The organism is Mycobacterium sp. UM_Kg1 (assembly GCF_000972925.1).
GTDB classification, from domain to species: domain Bacteria; phylum Actinomycetota; class Actinomycetes; order Mycobacteriales; family Mycobacteriaceae; genus Mycobacterium; species Mycobacterium hiberniae.
The window spans coordinates 12,655-29,034 of sequence record NZ_JRMK01000046.1; the positions used below are offsets into that span (position 1 = coordinate 12,655).

The 16,380-nt window shown below is 65.6% G+C and carries 15 protein-coding genes, 1 tRNA gene and 2 pseudogenes; 8 read left to right on the top strand and 10 right to left on the bottom strand.

Annotated elements, in window-relative coordinates; all coding sequences use genetic code 11:
* Positions 1-53: 53 nt before the first annotated feature.
* Complete coding sequence (locus LI92_RS09490; protein ID WP_046318317.1) at positions 54-638, top strand: recombinase family protein; 585 nt, start codon at positions 54-56, stop codon at positions 636-638.
* A gap of 197 nt (positions 639-835) precedes the next feature.
* Here the strand turns inward: LI92_RS09490 and LI92_RS22280 are convergent, their stop codons facing one another.
* The 4 genes from LI92_RS22280 to LI92_RS09505 all read right to left on the bottom strand — a co-directional run bounded on the left by LI92_RS22280 (position 836) and on the right by LI92_RS09505 (position 4,249).
* Complete coding sequence (locus LI92_RS22280; RefSeq protein WP_082109642.1) at positions 836-1,882, bottom strand: AAA family ATPase; 1,047 nt, start codon at positions 1,880-1,882, stop codon at positions 836-838.
* A gap of 117 nt (positions 1,883-1,999) precedes the next feature.
* Positions 2,000-2,194, bottom strand: a complete 195-nt coding sequence (locus LI92_RS22285; RefSeq protein WP_082109643.1) for a helix-turn-helix domain-containing protein — start codon at positions 2,192-2,194, stop codon at positions 2,000-2,002.
* Between the two features lie 252 nt (positions 2,195-2,446).
* On the bottom strand, positions 2,447-3,589 hold the full coding sequence (locus LI92_RS09500) for a tyrosine-type recombinase/integrase (protein ID WP_046318319.1): 1,143 nt from the start codon (positions 3,587-3,589) through the stop codon (positions 2,447-2,449).
* Between the two features lie 291 nt (positions 3,590-3,880).
* The gene (locus LI92_RS09505) at positions 3,881-4,249 is read right to left on the bottom strand and encodes a hypothetical protein (RefSeq protein WP_046318320.1); all 369 of its coding nucleotides are present in this window, start codon (positions 4,247-4,249) and stop codon (positions 3,881-3,883) included.
* A 146-nt stretch (positions 4,250-4,395) separates the two neighbouring features.
* On the opposite strand from LI92_RS09505, the gene LI92_RS09510 reads away from it, so the two are divergent.
* A complete protein-coding gene (locus tag LI92_RS09510) occupies positions 4,396-5,550 on the top strand; it encodes a PE-PPE domain-containing protein (protein ID WP_052740749.1) in 1,155 nt (384 codons plus the stop codon).
* Positions 5,551-5,743: 193 nt separating this feature from the next.
* On the top strand, positions 5,744-6,445 hold the full coding sequence (locus tag LI92_RS23730; RefSeq protein ID WP_046318321.1) for a VldE C-terminal domain-containing protein: 702 nt from the start codon (positions 5,744-5,746) through the stop codon (positions 6,443-6,445).
* A 24-nt stretch (positions 6,446-6,469) separates the two neighbouring features.
* Here LI92_RS23730 and LI92_RS09520 read toward each other — a convergent pair whose 3' ends face one another.
* Entirely contained in the window at positions 6,470-7,702 is a 1,233-nt protein-coding gene (locus LI92_RS09520) for a L,D-transpeptidase (protein WP_046318322.1), read from the bottom strand.
* Positions 7,703-7,857: 155 nt separating this feature from the next.
* Between LI92_RS09520 and LI92_RS09525 the strand changes: the two genes are divergently transcribed.
* The 3 genes from LI92_RS09525 (at position 7,858) to LI92_RS09535 (ending at position 10,445) form a co-directional block, all read left to right on the top strand.
* Positions 7,858-7,930, top strand: a tRNA-Lys gene (locus tag LI92_RS09525).
* A gap of 335 nt (positions 7,931-8,265) precedes the next feature.
* Positions 8,266-9,291, top strand: a complete 1,026-nt coding sequence (locus LI92_RS09530) for a GmrSD restriction endonuclease domain-containing protein (protein WP_192830018.1) — start codon at positions 8,266-8,268, stop codon at positions 9,289-9,291.
* A gap of 128 nt (positions 9,292-9,419) precedes the next feature.
* Complete coding sequence (locus LI92_RS09535; RefSeq protein WP_046318323.1) at positions 9,420-10,445, top strand: hypothetical protein; 1,026 nt, start codon at positions 9,420-9,422, stop codon at positions 10,443-10,445.
* Positions 10,446-10,502: 57 nt separating this feature from the next.
* On the opposite strand, the gene LI92_RS09540 is transcribed toward LI92_RS09535, so the two are convergent.
* The gene (locus LI92_RS09540) at positions 10,503-10,730 is read right to left on the bottom strand and encodes a DUF3618 domain-containing protein (RefSeq protein WP_046318324.1); all 228 of its coding nucleotides are present in this window, start codon (positions 10,728-10,730) and stop codon (positions 10,503-10,505) included.
* 92 nt (positions 10,731-10,822) lie between these two features.
* Between LI92_RS09540 and bcp the strand changes: the two genes are divergently transcribed.
* Positions 10,823-11,296, top strand: a complete 474-nt coding sequence (gene bcp / locus LI92_RS09545; protein ID WP_046318334.1) for a thioredoxin-dependent thiol peroxidase — start codon at positions 10,823-10,825, stop codon at positions 11,294-11,296.
* A gap of 202 nt (positions 11,297-11,498) precedes the next feature.
* Complete coding sequence (locus tag LI92_RS09550) at positions 11,499-12,536, top strand: FAD-dependent oxidoreductase (RefSeq protein ID WP_046318325.1); 1,038 nt, start codon at positions 11,499-11,501, stop codon at positions 12,534-12,536.
* On the opposite strand, the gene LI92_RS09555 is transcribed toward LI92_RS09550, so the two are convergent.
* The 4 genes and pseudogenes from LI92_RS09555 to LI92_RS09570 form a co-directional block, all read right to left on the bottom strand.
* A complete protein-coding gene (locus LI92_RS09555) occupies positions 12,533-13,483 on the bottom strand; it encodes a LysR family transcriptional regulator (RefSeq protein ID WP_046318326.1) in 951 nt (316 codons plus the stop codon). The two genes, LI92_RS09550 and LI92_RS09555, sit on opposite strands and share 4 nt — an antisense overlap.
* A 58-nt stretch (positions 13,484-13,541) precedes the next feature.
* Positions 13,542-14,944, bottom strand: a pseudogene (locus LI92_RS09560) (dipeptidase).
* Positions 14,945-14,962: 18 nt separating this feature from the next.
* A complete protein-coding gene (gene acpS, locus LI92_RS09565) occupies positions 14,963-15,355 on the bottom strand; it encodes a holo-ACP synthase AcpS (RefSeq protein WP_046318328.1) in 393 nt (130 codons plus the stop codon).
* 61 nt (positions 15,356-15,416) lie between these two features.
* Positions 15,417-16,380: pseudogene (locus LI92_RS09570) on the bottom strand (beta-ketoacyl synthase); the annotation flags it as partial.

A 16,380-nucleotide genomic window follows, 5' to 3' on the forward strand; every position in this document is an offset into this window, starting at 1 on the left:
AAACATCTGTCGCATATCTCGACGTTCTGCAACTTTTGAGATACCATTGTGCCATGCCCACCACCGCCGTCCCCACCGGAACCGTCCTCGGCTACATGCGGGTGAGCACCGGCCACCAAAGCCTTGACGCACAGGCCGACGCTCTCACAGCCGCAGGCGTGGACCCTGACCGGCTGTATAGCGACAAGCTGACCGGCACCAGCTCCCGCGAACAGCGCCCCGGTCTTGCTGCCCTACTCGACTACGCGCGGCCTGGCGACACCATAACCGTGACCGGCATCGACCGTCTTGGCCGCAACGCGGCCGAAGTCATGGCGACCATCCGAGACCTGGGCCAGCGCGACATCATCATCCGATCGCTGCGTGAGGGGATCGACACCAGCAACGCCACCGGCCGCATGATCGCCGGTGTGCTCGCATCACTGGCCGAACTTGAATTGGAGCTAGGAAAAGAACGCCGCTCCGCCGCTCGTGAGGCACGTCGCGCACGCGGCCAACACATCGGCCGGCCCAAAGCTCTCGACACCGACAAGGCCGAACTGGCACGCCGTATGCGCGCCAGTGGGGAACCAGCCCCGGTGATCGCTAAAGCCCTTGGCGTCAGCCGGGCAACGATCTACCGGGTGCTGGCCGACTGAACGGCGCGCCGCAACGGTACCGGCCGGGCCACCCCTTGGGGGGTGACCCTTGGCCGGCCCGCCGCCACGCCTCGTACGGCCAGCGCCTTCTCTCTCTCCTAGTTTTCTGGCCGATGGAAACAAACTCACCTCATGGCTGATGGATCGCGGCCAAGATCGCACTGGTTTCCGAGTGCGGTGTTGCAATGTTGCCACCTTCACGTTTCCACGGCTTGTGGAGACGGAAGCTCCGTGTACCACTTATCGCCACGCTTGGTGGACTTAGCCCCAACACGGTCCTTAGCGCGGTCCAGTTGGGATTTTGTAATCCCTTCACCCGCGGCGACCTGCTGAAGTTTCGCGCTCGGGACGGCTCCACCGGCTAAGGCGTCCCGCAGCCAGTCGTCAGTCTTGTCAGTCTTGCGGGATTTGCTGTCCTGTTGGCGATCGAGGTGTTGAGCTGACATGATTTCCTTGATCGTCCGATCGTCAGCGCCTATATGTTCTAGGAGCGGCACGGTACCGTCATTGCCGTCAACGGGATCGAACTTCTCTACGCTGGCACGTTCGAATCGCTGAGCTACATTCATGCTCGCCAGGTTCGATTTCTCTGGACCCACGAGTAATGCGGATGTGTCCGAATCTTCCAGAGCGTAGAGAGCCGATCGTGTGACTTGACGCAATCCACCGGATAGCCCGTAAGTGTTACGTGGCGATCCACTGTCTTGGCGGTTGGTATGGGTCACCAAAAGAATAGCCGCACCGGCACCCTTTGCGTATTGCTTCCAGGGCTTTAGAGCTTCCCTACATTTTTGCGGATCTGCGATGTTTAAACCGCTGGCTACGGTGTCTACCCATGCATCCACCACGACGAGCGCTGGTCTGACCTTGGATTCAATCAGCACGTCAATATCTTTGGCGGTCGGCGAGCCAGTGCCATCAGGTTCTTCCGACAATACATATAGCCGATTTAGGTCGGCGCCGGCTACCTCAAGACGAGGGCGAATGGTATCCGACCAGCCATCCTCGGTCGCGATTAGAACGACATCAGCAGGCTCCGCGCCAATGGTGAATGGCCCCCAAGCATTGCCAGTCGTCACAGAAGCCATGGCACGGATCGTCCACAAAGACTTGCCGATACCCTCAGCTCCAACCAGCAAGTTTGTTGTTCCTCTGACAAGATAGCCCGGAGCGAGCAGCCAGTCCACCGGGTGGGATGGCGCCATGCTTGTTGCATGATGCAACTTAATATTAGTGTCGGTCATTGGTTCATTCCTTTGGTTTAGCTAGTCAAGGTTGCAAGCTCGCAAGATCGCCCCACAATGGAGCGGACTTCCGAGTGAGATGTTGGTAGGGTTACGACCAATGTCTCACCTAAGCACTCAGACAAACATCGGCTTTTCGAGCGCCAACAGCGATTCCCTGTCCACCCGAATTGCACGCTTACCAACGCGGTAAGCCTTAAGTTCGCCTTCGGCGATCTTACGTCGAATAGTTTTGTCACAAACCCCGTAGTGGTCAGCAGCCTGCTTGATACTGAGACGTGCGGGTAGCGATTGACTATTACCGTTAGTCATATACTTACTCCGATTGCAAATCATAATTGAATATGAAATAGACCCACTACGCGCATGGATCTAATTAACGAGGCACAAATAAACGTGCCCAACTACTCCATATTCGGTACTAGGGTCAACTTGACGGCAAAGTGTCCGCCAGCCCGGTCTACGTCACAGGCTCCCCGGCAACGGGGTTGGTTCGTTCGATCCCTAGCTGTCGAGTTGAGACTTTAGCACATGCGTTCGACTACGGTGGAGGAGACACGCCGGTCATGCTTGGGCAAGCTTGGACATAGCTTCGGCAATCACCGCATCTCGGTCGGCCGACGCGATCTGGTACCGCATGGCCATAGTAGGACTCGCGTGCCCGATACGGGCCATAAGTTCCTTCTGCGTCGCGCCACCGATCGCCGCCAGCGTTGCCCCCACATGTCGCAAGTCATGTACCCGCATGTCGGGCTTCCCCACGGCCGCAAATCCCTTCTTGACCTGCTTGGTGAACGCCGTCTTAGACAGCCGTAATCCTCGAGTAGTGGTAAACACGAACGACTCCGGCCCGTGGCCTGTATGCGCCTTCAAGTGCGCTCGAAGCAGGGCGACGACGTGCGGGGGTACATGAACATCGCGGATACCCGCATCTGTCTTGGGTGGGCCAATCACAGGTGCACTACCGACATATGTTGCCTGCCTTCGCACCTTGATAACCATGCCGTCACCCTTGGCGTGAATGTCCTTACGGCGCAATTCAATTAACTCGCCGAACCGCAGCCCGCACCACGCGGCCACATGTACGGCTACCCGGTAATGCTCGGGTACGGACTCAGCCACCTTGGCAAGCTCGGCGGGTGTAAGGGCTTCTACCTCACGCGGCTTAGGGGGCTTAGCCGCCGACTTGATCTGGCAAGGGTTCTCGGCAATCAGCTTGTCACTGTGGGCGGTGTTGAAAATTGTCTTGAGCAACTGATACGCGTGCGTGTTCCGCGTTGGCGTTGCCTTCTCGGCGTTCAGGGCAACCCACCACGCGCGCACGTCGGCGGGCGTGACTGCGCGCAACATCTGTCCGCCGAGCGTTGGCAGAATCCGACGGTCGAGTAGGTCGCGGTACAGGTGGCGCGTCTTCGGTGTTAGGTCCCGCTGAGACAGCCACGTCTCGGCATAGTCGCGCACACTGACCGTACGGGCTGCCCTAGCGGCCTGTCGGGACTCGGGCGGGGTCCACTCCCCTAGTTCGATCAACTTACGTTCGTTGGACAACCAGCCCTCGGCGTCCATCTTGGTCGTGTAGGTAGACGGCGCGTAGTACCGCCGGCCATCGTCGTGCACGTAGCTGGCTTGTATGCGCCCGCTGCGTAGCGTGCGGAGTTTTCCCCACGCTCGTCGCTGTCTGCCCGGTTCCTTGCGTGCCGCCGCCATGCCCGCGACTCTACCGGTTGCACCCCTACTGCACCCTTACACTGTCAGAACGTGCCTGTTCAGGTCGCCTTTTGTCCACTACGGCCGCGAGACTTTGCCGTCTGGAAAGACATGTTTGCCTGCATATATGCAGTATTTAGACACCCAGCTTGTGATCCTGGGTGTCGCGGGTTCGAGTCCCGTCAGCCACCCCGATACGGAGAACCGCTTCTGACCAGATCAGGGGCGGTTTTTCGTTGTGCTGGGACGGTCTTTCAGCAGGCCGATGCGCCCCACCACATCCCTGCCGTCCTACCCCTGACTCAAGCCCGGCCGGTAGTCGGCCGCCTGCGCCTCAGCGGCAAGCAACGCCCCCAGCTCGCCCTCCTGCTGCGCCACGAACACACCGATCACCTGCCGGCACACCTCCGGCACGCTCACCCCGCGCGCATCGGCAACGCGCTTGAGCCCGAACAGCATTGACGTCGTCACGTGAAACTGCACGGCGAATTGACCACACGAACCATCCTCGGGCGGTGCCCCCGGCCCCACCACGACCAGCTCCTCCACCGCGTACTCGTCCACCTCAGCCCGCCGGGCCCTCTGGACAGCACCGCCGCCGGCGCCGCCGGCAGCGCCGTCGGCCGGCTCACGGAACTCCTCATGGCTGAACAAACCCATTCCGCCACGCTAGACCCCCACCCGGGTCACTCCCGGCCTGCCGTACGGCGTTGCGACCGCCGCGTGCATGCCCGATATTGAGAACCGGCAATCTAGGCCACCGGGGCAAGCGGCAGCGTCGCCGACGCTGCAGGAAGGAACGTCCGATGTGGTGCGCGCCTATCCCCACCCGGCGGCACCTGGTCCTCGGAACCGCCACCGCCGTCGCCGCGGGACTGATCGTCGCGGTCCTGTCGGTATCGCCCGGTACTGGCCCGCACACGGCCGATGTGCGGCTGACCGGCAGCGATAGCGTCGGTTCCCCGCTCGGGGGCGGCACCGCCCTGATTTTGGGCCCCAGCGGCATTCCGACACCGGGCCAGCGCTACGCGAACCTGGCCGACGAGCTCTACCTCCAGCCGCATGGCTTCACCGGTACCCTGCAGATTCTGACCACGCCCGCACGGCTGTTTTTCGATAAGGCCGGGTCACGGATCGAGGGCGCGGAGATCCTGACCGCGGCGATTCAACAGCACATCGCCGGCGGGCAGGCCACTGCGGAGAATCCGGTCGTGGTGTTCGGGTACTCGCAAAGCGCCGGGTTCTCCGGGATGACCATGGACCAGTTACAGGCCCAGGGCGTGCCCAGCGACCTCGTGCGTTTCGTGTTGGTCGGCGATCCCGTAGCCCCCAACGGCGGGATCTGGACCGCTTTCGGGGTGTACCCGGCGACACCCGACAATCTGTATCCCACCGACATCTACAACTTCGAGTACGACGGTTTCGCCGACTTCCCGCGGTATCCGCTCAATATGGTGTCCAGCCTCAACGCCTTCATGGGGATTTTCACCCAGCATCTGGCGTATCTGAGTATCGATGCCGATCAGATCAACGACGCGGTGCTGCTACCGGGGTCCGCGGACCTCACCGGTGAGGGCCTGACGAACTACTACATGATCCCGGCGCAGACCCTGCCGCTGCTGTCGCCGCTGCTGCTCTTACCGGTGATCGGAGAGCCTCTTTATGAGCTCCTGGAGCCGGTTACGCGGATCCTGGTCAACTTGGGCTACGGCAACATCACCGACGGCTGGTCCCCGGGCCCGGCGAATGAACATGCTCCCCTCGGCCTGTTCCCGGCCGACCTGGACTGGTCCGCTGTCCAGCAAGCACTCGTCGACGGCGCCCAGCAAGGCTTCCAGAACGCGATCAGCAACCTGTTCCAGCCCTGGTCAGCCCTCGTGCCGCTGGCCGAGGCCACCCCGTTTGATTTCGCCGATGTGGTGTCGGCAATCACGGCCGTGTTCACCGACTTGGTGATCTAGCAACCACCGGCGTCACGTTCGCGCAGCCCACCGACCGTCATCACGCTGACCTGGTCTGACGACCGCACGCCCCGCGATTACCCAACGGCTGGGCCTTTCTCAGGGCGCGGATTGCCGCGTGCCGGTTTGAAGTCGATATAACGTTTTGGTTACGGTTCCTTGCGTGCTCACGCAAGGACTAGTAGATCTGCGCATGAAATCCTCGGTGCTGGCCGCGACGACCGTGGTGCCGGCAGCCCTGTTCCTGGCCGGAGCAGTGGGTGCCGAGCCGGGTAACACCGACGAGCCGCCACCCCCGGCCGCCGCGGACGCGCCGCCGCCCGAAGACGCACCACCGCCTCCCCCACCGGAAGGCGCACCCCCGCCTGCCCCGGAGGACGCGCCCCCGCCACCACCGGAGGACGCTCCGCCCCCGCCCCCTCAGGACTTTCCGCCGCCCCCGCCGCAGGACTGGGGACTGCCCTTACCCGACCTGCTGAGCAACTGGGCCATGCCGGCGCCGCAGGCGCTGCCGCCCAGCGTGGTCAACGAGAACGGCATGCAGGTCAAGACGATCCTCGTAGCCCGCAGCATCAGCGAGGCGTTTCCGCAGATTCACAACATGATCGGCGTGCGGCCCGACGGCCAGCGCTGGCATCCCTCCGGCCTGGCCATCGACGTGATGATCCCCAACCCCGGCAGCCCGGAGGGCATCGCGCTGGGCGACGAGATCGTGGCCTACGCGCTCCGCAACTCCGAGCGGTTCGCCCTGCAGGACGCGATCTGGCGCGGCACCTACTACACGCCGGGCGGGCCCAGCGGCGGCGGCAACGGGCACTACGACCACGTGCACATCACCACGTTCGGCGGGGGTTACCCCAACGGCGGCGAGGAATACCTGCGCGACGCGGGCTGACGGGCCCGCCGCGACGCCGCGGCGTCAGCGCAGCGGTTCCGCCTTGGCGTTGCCGGCCTGCCACTCCGGCCACGGGATGTTCCAGTCCCCCAGCCCCTCGGTGCCGGGCAGCAGGGAGCCGATGGTATTGGTGATCTGCACCACGTCGCCGCGCTTGATGTGGTCGTAGAACCACAGCGCATTGCTGGGGCTGACGTTGATGCAGCCGTGGCTGGTGTTGGCGTAGCCCTGCGCGCCGACCGACCACGGGGCCGAGTGCACGAAGATCCCGCTGTAGGAGATCTGGGTGGCCCAGTCGACATCGGTGCGATACCCGTTGGGCGAGTTGACCGGAACGCCGTAGGTCGAGGAGTCCATGACGATGTGCGCGAAGCGCTCACCGACGATGTAGGTGCCGTTGTTGGTCGGAGTGCTCTCCTTGCCCATCGACACCGGCATGGTCTTGACCACTTCACCGTTGACCCGGACCACCATCGACTTGGTGTTGTCGTCGACAGTGGCGATCACCTCGTCGCCGATGACGAAGTGGCTGGCGGCGTTGTCCTGCCCGTAAACCCCGTTGCCGAGATCCACCCCGTAGGTGTTGACCTGAACGTCGACCACGGTGCCGGGCTTCCAGAAAGCCTGTGGCCGCCAACGCACCTCACGATTGTTCAGCCAGTAGAAGGCGCCCTCCACGGGCGGTTGGGTGGTGATGGTGATCGCCTTTTCGGCGGCCTGCCGGTCGACGATGTTCTCGTCGAACCGGATGGCCACCGGCTGACCGACACCGACGACCTCGCCGTCGCGCGGCATGACGTAGGGCATGGTCAGGTTCTGCGGCGAGTGCGTCTGAAACGTCATCTGCCGGCTGGTCACGCCGCCGAGACCCAGCGCCCTCGCGTCCACCGTGTAGCGCTTGTTGTAGCCGAGTTGCTCAGATGTCGCCCAGGTCAAGCCATCTGCACTGAGCTTGCCGTCGACGACGGCGCCGTATTCATTGACCATGGTGACCGAGTCGAGCACGCCGTCCTCGGCTGTGACGGTCACCGGTGCGTCCACCGCGACGCCGACGGCCTTGTCGGTGACGGACGCGGTGACCTTGGGAATCAGCAGGTCGGCGTACGGCGTGCCCTTGTCGGTGATGATCTTTGCCGCCTCGGCGTCGGCGTCACCGCCGCAGGCACTCAAGCTCCCCACCGCGGCCGAAACCATCACCAATGCCGCCACCCGGGACCCGAACCCCCGGCAGCGTTGCACCCAACCAACCTGCCCCATACTTTTCCCACCTGATCGCGATCCGTGCTGCTCCGCAGGCAGTCTAGTGGTTAATCGGCAGTGTCGCCGTGGCCGCGGTCACCAGGTGTGAACCCGCTGATTTCGTCTCATGGCACGGCGCCTGTTATTGTCTGTCTCGCGGTTATCACCGCCCAGCGCCGTTAGCTCAGTTGGTAGAGCAGCTGACTCTTAATCAGCGGGTCCGGGGTTCGAAACCCTGACGGCGCACAGTTCAGACGATGTTTGCGTCCTCACCGAATGGTCCGACCCAGCGGACAATCGATCTAGCCTTGGGCGACGCAGCAGATCCACCCCACGAATGGGCACTGCCTTGAGCCATGTACGCGGCTGTGCCATCGAGACCGTCGCGTGCCACAGTTGATGCGCCCCGACAAGCGCTGATGCCGCTCGGTCGATGGATGTCGCCACCGCGTTGCAGGCAGAGTCCGCGCTGACAATCCGCCAACCCCAGTCGGTCCCCACACGTTGCGGAGATCGGGCCCCTACTACGCATATCCGTAGATCCGCCTTGAAGAATCAATTAGTGGACTACTGTCCACTCGGTGGATATCCCCACAAACGAGGCCGCAGTAGATCAGCCGCCGGCCGACGATGACGCCGCTGCAGCCGTGGCCTTGGGCCGCCGACAGGCGCTGCTCATCCTCGCGATAGCCGCGGCCCTCTGCATAGCCACCCTCCTAGTCCTGCTATTCGTTGTCCGTCCGGGATCGATTTCGCCGCAGCCGCCACTCACCTCGAGTTACCCGAAAAACTCTCTCCCCCCGCTGCAGCAGCTCGACGCGCTTCCCGTGAAAGGCCGCGCGCCCAAGACGGGCTACGAACGCGCACTGTTCGGGGCGCCCTGGTCCGACGATGTCACCGTGGACGGCGGCCGCAACGGCTGCGATACCCGCAACGACATTCTGCGTCGCGACCTCGGTGCAGTCAGGCCCGACGCGGGCTGCGCCGTCGTCTCCGGTGTTCTCAATGATTCCTATACCGGAGAAACGGTCATCTACCGGCAGGTTCCCGAGGAGTTGAGCCCGATTCAGGTCGATCACATCGTGCCACTGTTGGATGCCTGGCAGAAGGGCGCCCAGGGCTGGGACGAGTTGACCCGCCGCAACTTCGCCAACGACCCGATCAACCTGCAAGCCACGACCGCGGCCGCCAATCAGATGAAGGGTTCCGGCGATGCCGCCACCTGGCTACCGGCCAACGGCGCCTATCGCTGTACTTACGCGACGCGCATCGTCGAGGTGAAAACCCGCTACAGACTGTGGGTCACTGAGGACGAGCGTGAGGCACTGGAAGGCGTTTTGCGTCAGTGCGGAAGGGCGGCCACTTCAATCCCGCCGAGCATTGTCACGAGCAGGGCCACTGCGACGTATCAGGTGCCGACCCAACGGCCGACGCCGCCTCCGCGCTGCTATCGCAACATCAAGGGAGTCTGCGTCAGGCTTCCCGGCGACTTCCCTTACCCGCCACCGGGAGCTAACGCACTCTGCGTCGACGGAACCTACTCGTTTTCTGATCCCCGCCGGGGTTCCTGCGCCCGCCACGGCGGGGTCAACGTATGGCTCGACTAACCCCGCCCAAACTTAGGCAAGGGGTACTTAGGTAAGGGTTTCCTTTGATTAATTGCTATTATCGGGCGCGCAGGATCCTGCTCCCTAAACCAAGGGTGCAGCTCATAAAACTTTCAAAGGAGTCACCCGTGGAGTTCGCCCTACACCCTGACGCCACCCCGCGTCGCGCCGGTCACGCGACCCGGCTGGCGGCAGCCGGAATCGCACTGGCGGGAGCCGGCATGCTGGCAGTTCACCCCGTGGCGCCGAGCCAGCTCGACGTCCGCCACCAGGCAGTCCAGCTGACCTCGGGCATCGAGGGCCTCTTCGGTTGGTCGTCGGTGTTCGAGCGGACGGCGGAGAACCTGAGCACCTTGTTCAGCAACGCCAACGTCTTCGACGTTATCGGCCAGGCCGCCAGCAACTGGGGCGACTACGCCCAGCTGATCATCGGCATGGAGGACGTCCCGCTGGACGCCCGCGAGGGCATGGACCCGCGGTTTGTCACCTCCGGGTTCGCCGGCGTCGGTGAGGCGCTCGAGAAGATGATCTTCGGGGTCGAGGGCGAGGACGTGAAGTATCCCGGACTCGAGGTGCTGCTGGAGCGCATCGGCGAGGCCCTGGCCAACGGGAACCCCTTCGAGGCGTTCAACGAACTGAACATCTGGACGCTCTACGGCATCGAGGACATCGGCAAGGCGATGGCACCGGTGCTGTCCATCCCGGCCCGCCAGATGGAGAACATCTCCACGCTGTTCAACGAGTTCATCGGCCCGCTCGACGCATGGGCGTTGATCAAGGCCGTGAGCCAGACCATGATGGCTCCGGTGATCGGCCTGTTCTACCAGTTCGCCGAGACCCTCACCAATGTCCTCGGCGGCGACTTCGAGGCCCTGCTGAGCGCGCCCGCGGACTTCGTGAACAGCTTGGTCAACGGCTACGAAGTTCCCGTGACCGAGGCGGTTTTCGTCGGCCTGATCAACAACGACAGCATCTTCGACCTGTTGCTGGTGGACTGGCCCGCCCGCGCCGCCGAAGCGCTCACCGTGGGCACCGCGGACCTGCCGGTCAACGCCGTGGAGATCCTGCCCGCCAGTGCCGACTTCGACCTGTTCGGGGCGGACTTCCTGTCGGACCTGTTCGACGGCAGCATCTGGGGCGCATTCGCCGGATAGCCACGTCAGTACTGCGGCCGGGGAGGGATCTGTGCGTCCCTTCCCGGCCGTTGTGCTTTAGCGGTTGCGGATGCGGCGAATCGCCAGAATCAGAACCAGTCCCCCGACACCGGCGAGCGACGCCATCACCGCGGGTTCTCTCAATGTCTCGAGCGCGCGGGCCTTCGCCCGGTCGGCCAGCCGACGGGGGTTGGCCCGGTCCGCGAGAATGTCGACCGTCGACGCCAACTGCTCGCGGGCCTGGTCGATGTCCTTCATGATCGCGTCGGGATCGCGTTCCGCCACTGTCGTCCTCCCTGTCCGATGCTGACCCTGTCGAACTACCCTAGAGCAGCCGGGGTGGGCCGCACTCTCCGGCGAGCAGAAAGGGGACGTTGTTGACCGACACCGCACGCCTGGCGCCCGGCGATCCAGCACCGGAGTTCAGCCTTCCCGACGCCGACGGCAACACCGTATCGCTCTCGGACTACCGGGGACGACGAGTCGTCGTCTACTTCTATCCGGCGGCCTCCACCCCGGGCTGCACCAAGCAGGCCTGCGACTTCCGGGACAACTTGCGCGACTTCAACGACGCCGGCCTCGACGTCATCGGCATCTCCCCCGACAAACCCGCCAAGCTGGCCAAGTTCCGCGACGCCGAGGGGCTGACCTTCCCGCTGCTGTCCGACCCGGAGCGATCGGTGTTGGCGGCCTGGGGCGCCTACGGCGAGAAGAAGATGTACGGCAAGACGGTGCAGGGCGTCATTCGGTCGACGTTCGTCGTTGACGAGGCGGGCAAGATCGCCGAGGCTCAGTACAACGTGCGCGCCACCGGGCACGTGGCGAAACTGCGGCGGGATCTGTCGGTCTGATCGCACCGGGCTTGACGCCGGCCGACGAGGAGCAGCCCATGCCAGTCATCCGGACGAGCCTGTGGTTCGACACAGCCGATGGACGCTGATCAACCCCCACAACAACTCCTTGTGACCTGACAAGAGCAAGCCCCCTAGTGGGCGACTGCCGCCCGGCGCAGCATTGATTCCATCGGATCTCCACTCGATGGAAGGCAGGAACATGACTGGCTACAGCTGGGCAGTGATCGGGGCAGGCCCCGCGGGCATAGCGGCGGTGGGCCGGCTGCTCGACCATGGCGTCCCGGCAGCCGAGATCGTCTGGATCGATCCCGACTTCGCCGCCGGCGACCTGGGCACCAAATGGCGCGCGGTGCCGGGCAACACCCACGTTGCCCTGTTCCTCGACTACCTGGACACCTCACCGTCTTTCCGCTTCGCCGAAGCCCCTCCGTTCGAGCTGACCGAGGTCGATCCGACTCAGACCTGCCTGCTGGGCCTGGTCGCCGACCCGCTGGTGTGGATCACCGAACACCTCTGCGAGCGGGTGACACCGGTTCGCGCCATGGCCACCGAACTCACCCTGCGCAACCGCCGGTGGCTGGTGGGCACCGAGGACGCCGAGATCGAAGCGAAGAATGTGATCCTGGCGGTGGGCTCCGTCCCCAAGAAGCTGCATCACCCGCACCTGGAGGAGATTCCGCTTCAGGTGGCGCTGGACCCGCGCAAGCTCGCGCAGCGGGATCTCGATGACGCCACCGTGGCCGTCTTCGGCTCTTCCCACTCCGCCATGGTGGCGCTGCCCAACCTGCTCGACACCCGGATCCGCAACGTCGTCAACTTCTACCGCAGCCCCAACAAGTACGCGGTCTACCTCGACGACCGAATCCTGTTCGACGACACCGGCTTGAAGGGCAACGCCGCCGTGTGGGCCCGGGAGAACATCGACGGGACCCATCCGGATCGGCTGCAACGGTGCCACGTGAACGACCCGGCGTTCGCCGAGCAGCTGGGCGCCTGCACTCACGTCGTTTACACCGTCGGCTTCGCCCGGCGGCAACTGCCCGCCACCCCGCAGTGGGGTGAGCTGGAATACGATGCGGCCAACGGCATTCTGGCACCCGGACTGTTCGGAGCGGGGATCGCCTTCCCCGAGTACGGGATGGACGCATCCGGTTCCGGGCAGTATCGGATCGGGCTGATCAAGTTCATGCAAAGGATCACCACCGCGCTGCCGCTGTGGCTGCAATACGGCACCTAGCCACCGTTGCCGGCGGCCGTGCTGCCGATGTGGCTCAACAGATCCCGGACCGCACCGGCCGGTGGATTGCGTCCGCCGGTCCAGATCGCCCGCAGCACCCGGCGCAGGTCCACCTCCGGCACATCGACACAGCGCAGTCTGCCGATCGCAAGATCGTCGGCGACGGCCAGTCGGCTCATCACCGCCGGTCCGGCACCGGCCAGCACGGCACCGCGCACGGCCACCGACGACGACAGCTCCAGCGCCGGAGCAGCCTGCTGGGCGCCGGGGCCCAAGACTGCGCGCAGCGCCGCCGTCAGCGTGTCTCGCGTGCCCGAACCCTGTTCGCGAACGACCAGCGGGGTCTGGCTCAGTTCGGCTGCGCTCACCGGCTTGGAGCGTCGCACCCATTGGTGGTCGGGCGGCACCACCACCACGAGGCTGTCCTGGGCGACGACACGGCTTCGGATTCCCGTCAGCGCCCCCGGACTCTCGATGAAGCCGAGGTCTGCCGAACCGGCGCGGACATTGGCTATCGCCTGCTCGCTGTTGCCGGCGCTGAGAATGACCTCCGGGGCCGGTTGCCCCGCTCGAGCCGCGGATGCCTGCAGTGACACGATCCACCGGGGCATCAGATGTTCGGCGACGGTCAGGCTCGCGGCCACGGTCACCTTCTTGCGGCTGGCCGTCCGCAACGAAGCCAGCCCGGCATCGACGTGGGCGGCGGCCTCCAGCAACTGATCGGCCCATTCCGTGACGACGGCCCCGGCCGGCGTCAGTTGCGAACCCCGGGCACTGCGGGTCACCAGCCGCACCCCGGTCTGGGCCTCCATGGCCGACAGCCGCGCCGAGACCGCCTGCTGTGTCAGCCCCAGTTCCCGGCCGGCCGCACCCAGGCTGCCGGTCTTGGCGATGGCCAGCAGCATCTCGAACGCCGGCAGATCGGGCATGCGGGGGCTCAGCGGCATCTGCCCATGCAATCACAAGCCGCCGTTGTGAGGCCGGTGCGCCCGAGCGCCGCGGTCCTCAGACGGGCCGGGCGCCCAGCTTCCCCAGTAACAGCGCCTCGGCGGTGGCGGCGCGCTCCAGCACGCCCAGATGCAGGCTCTCGTTGACGCTGTGGGCCTGGGTTGCGGGATCCTCCACCCCGGTCACCAGAATGGTCGCGTCCGGATAGGCCGCGGCGAACTCGGCGATGAACGGGATCGAACCGCCCATGCCCATGTCGATCGGCTCCGCGCCCCACGCCTGGGCGAACGCGGCGCGGGCGGCGTCGTACACCGGGCCGGTGGCGTCGATCGCGTAGGGCTGACCGACATCGCCCGGGGTGACCGTCACGTGGGCTCCCCACGGCGTGTGCTGCCGCAGGTGCGCGGCCAGCGCATCCAGGTGGGCGGCGGCGTCGCCGCCGGGGGCCACCCGCATGCTCACCTTGGCCCGCGCCCGGGGAATCAACGTATTCGAGGCCGCCGCAATGCTGGTCGTGTCAATTCCGATCACGGTGATCGCCGGCTTGGCCCACATCCGTTGCGGCACCGAGCCGGAACCGATCTCGGCCACCCCGTCCAGCAGTCCGGTGTCGGCCCGCACGCGCTCCGGCGGGTAGTCGACGGGCGCGGCCACGCTTTCGTGCAGCCCGGCGACCGCGACGTTGCCGTCGTCGTCGTGCAGGCTCGCCAGCAGGCGCACCAGCACGGTCAGCGCGTCGGGCACCACACCGCCCCACAGCCCCGAGTGCAGGCCGTGGTCGAGCGTGGCGACTTCCACCACACAGTCGGCCAGCCCGCGCAGCGACACCGTCAGCGAGGGGATCTCGGTGCTCCAGTTGTCCGAGTCGGCGATGACGATCACGTCGGCGCGCAGCGCTTCGCGGTGCGCGGCCAGCAGCGCGCCCAGCGACGGTGACCCGGACTCCTCCTCACCTTCGACGAAGACCGTCACCCCCACCGGCGGGTGCCCGCCGTGCGCCCGGAAGGCCGCCAGGTGTGTGGCGATCCCCGCCTTGTCGTCGGCGGTGCCCCGGCCGTAGAGACGCCCGTCGCGCTCAGTGGGTTCGAACGGCGGCGAATCCCACTGTTGGGCGTCCCCCTCGGGCTGCACGTCGTGGTGGGCGTAGAGCAGCACGGTGGGCGCCCCATCCGGTGGCGGGTAGTGCGCGATGACCGCCGGCGCGCCGCCTTCGGCGACGATCTGCACCTGCGGGAAACCCGCCTGGCTCAACAGGTCTGCGACGCGCTGTGCACTGCGGTGCACCTCGGGGCGGCGGGCCGGGTCGGCCCACACCGACTCGATGCGCACCAAATCCTCCAAGTCGGCCCGCACCGACGGCAAGATCTCGCGGACTCGCGCAACCAGATCACTCATGGCGCCAGTATTCCCTCCCCGCGAGCAGACACAGAATCGCACGCCCGAGCCCTCTGGAGCACGATTCTGTGTCTGCTCGCGGGTTAGGTGACCTCCAGGATGGCGACCGCGGCGGCGGTGTCGCCGTCGTGGGTCAGCGACACGTGGATCGTCACCTCAGCCAGATGCCGGGCGATCTCCCCGGAGAGTCGCACCTTCGGGCGCCCCCAGGTGTCGGTCACCACCTCGATGTCACGGTGGATCGCCTCCGGCAGCACCGGCTTCTTGGCGAACCGCGACCCCGACCACGCCTTGATCACCGCCTCCTTGGCCGCCCAGCGGGCCGCCAGGTGCCGCGCCGCCGACGAACTCTTGTCCGAGGCATCCCGCCGCTCACCGGGGGTGAACGTCTCGGTGAACACCGTCCCGGGTTGGTCGACCTGCTCGGCGAAGTCGGGAATCGACACGAGGTCGATCCCCACACCCACGATGCTCATGCGCCGCTCCTCCTCATCGCTGCGCTCTGCATCGTCACGACGCGGCTCATACCCCGCGACGTTAGCCGATATAGACGTCGTCGTCGCCGAGCCGTGCCGCCGGGTTGAGCAGCATCGCCGACTCCTGACGCTTCTCCGGCGCGGAGTGGTCGAACCGCCGGTCGGCGGGCCGCTCATACATCGGCTTGCCCCCGGCGATCGCCGAGGCCAGACGCCGCTGGCCGGCCAGCACACGGGCAGCTGCCTGCTCCTGGTAGGCCGCGCGCTGACTCGGGTCCAACGCCGCCAGGAACGCCGCCGGGTGCACCAGGGCGACCAGCCCCGACACGTGACCGAAGCCGAGGCTGGTGACCAAACCGGCCTTGAGCGGGAACTTCTCCCCCAGCTCCAGGGTCTCGCGCGCCCACACCAGGTGCCCGGCGTTCGCCAACTCGTCGTCAACGCAGTCCAGGCTCCGGTTCGGCGGAATGACACCGTTGGCCAGTACCTGGCACAGGCCCATGATCTGGAAGACCGCCGCGCCGCCCTTGGCGTGCCCGGTCAGGCTCTTCTGGCTGATCACGAACAGCGGTGCACCGTCCGAACGGCCCAGCGAGTCGGCCAGCCGCTCATGCAGCTCGGTCTCGTTGGGGTCATTGGCCAACGTCGAGGTGTCGTGCTTGGACACCACCGCGATGTCGTCGGCGCCCACACCCAGTTTGGCCAGCGAGCGGGCCAGCACCGAGTCCTTGCCGCCCCGGCCCGCGCCCAGCGCGCCCAGGCCCGGCGCCGGGATCGAGGTGTGCACGCCGTCGGCGAAGCTCTGGGCGTAGGCCACCACGGCCAGCACCGGCAGTCCCATCTTGGCGGCCAGGTCGCCGCGGGCCAGCAGGATGGTGCCACCGCCCTGGGCCTCGACGAAGCCCAGCCGGCGCCGGTCGTTGGCGCGGGAGAACTTCGCGTCGCTGATGCCCTTGGCGCGCATCATCTCGGTGTCGGCGGTCGCCGCCATGTCACCGAAGCCGATGATGGCCTCCAGCGTCAGG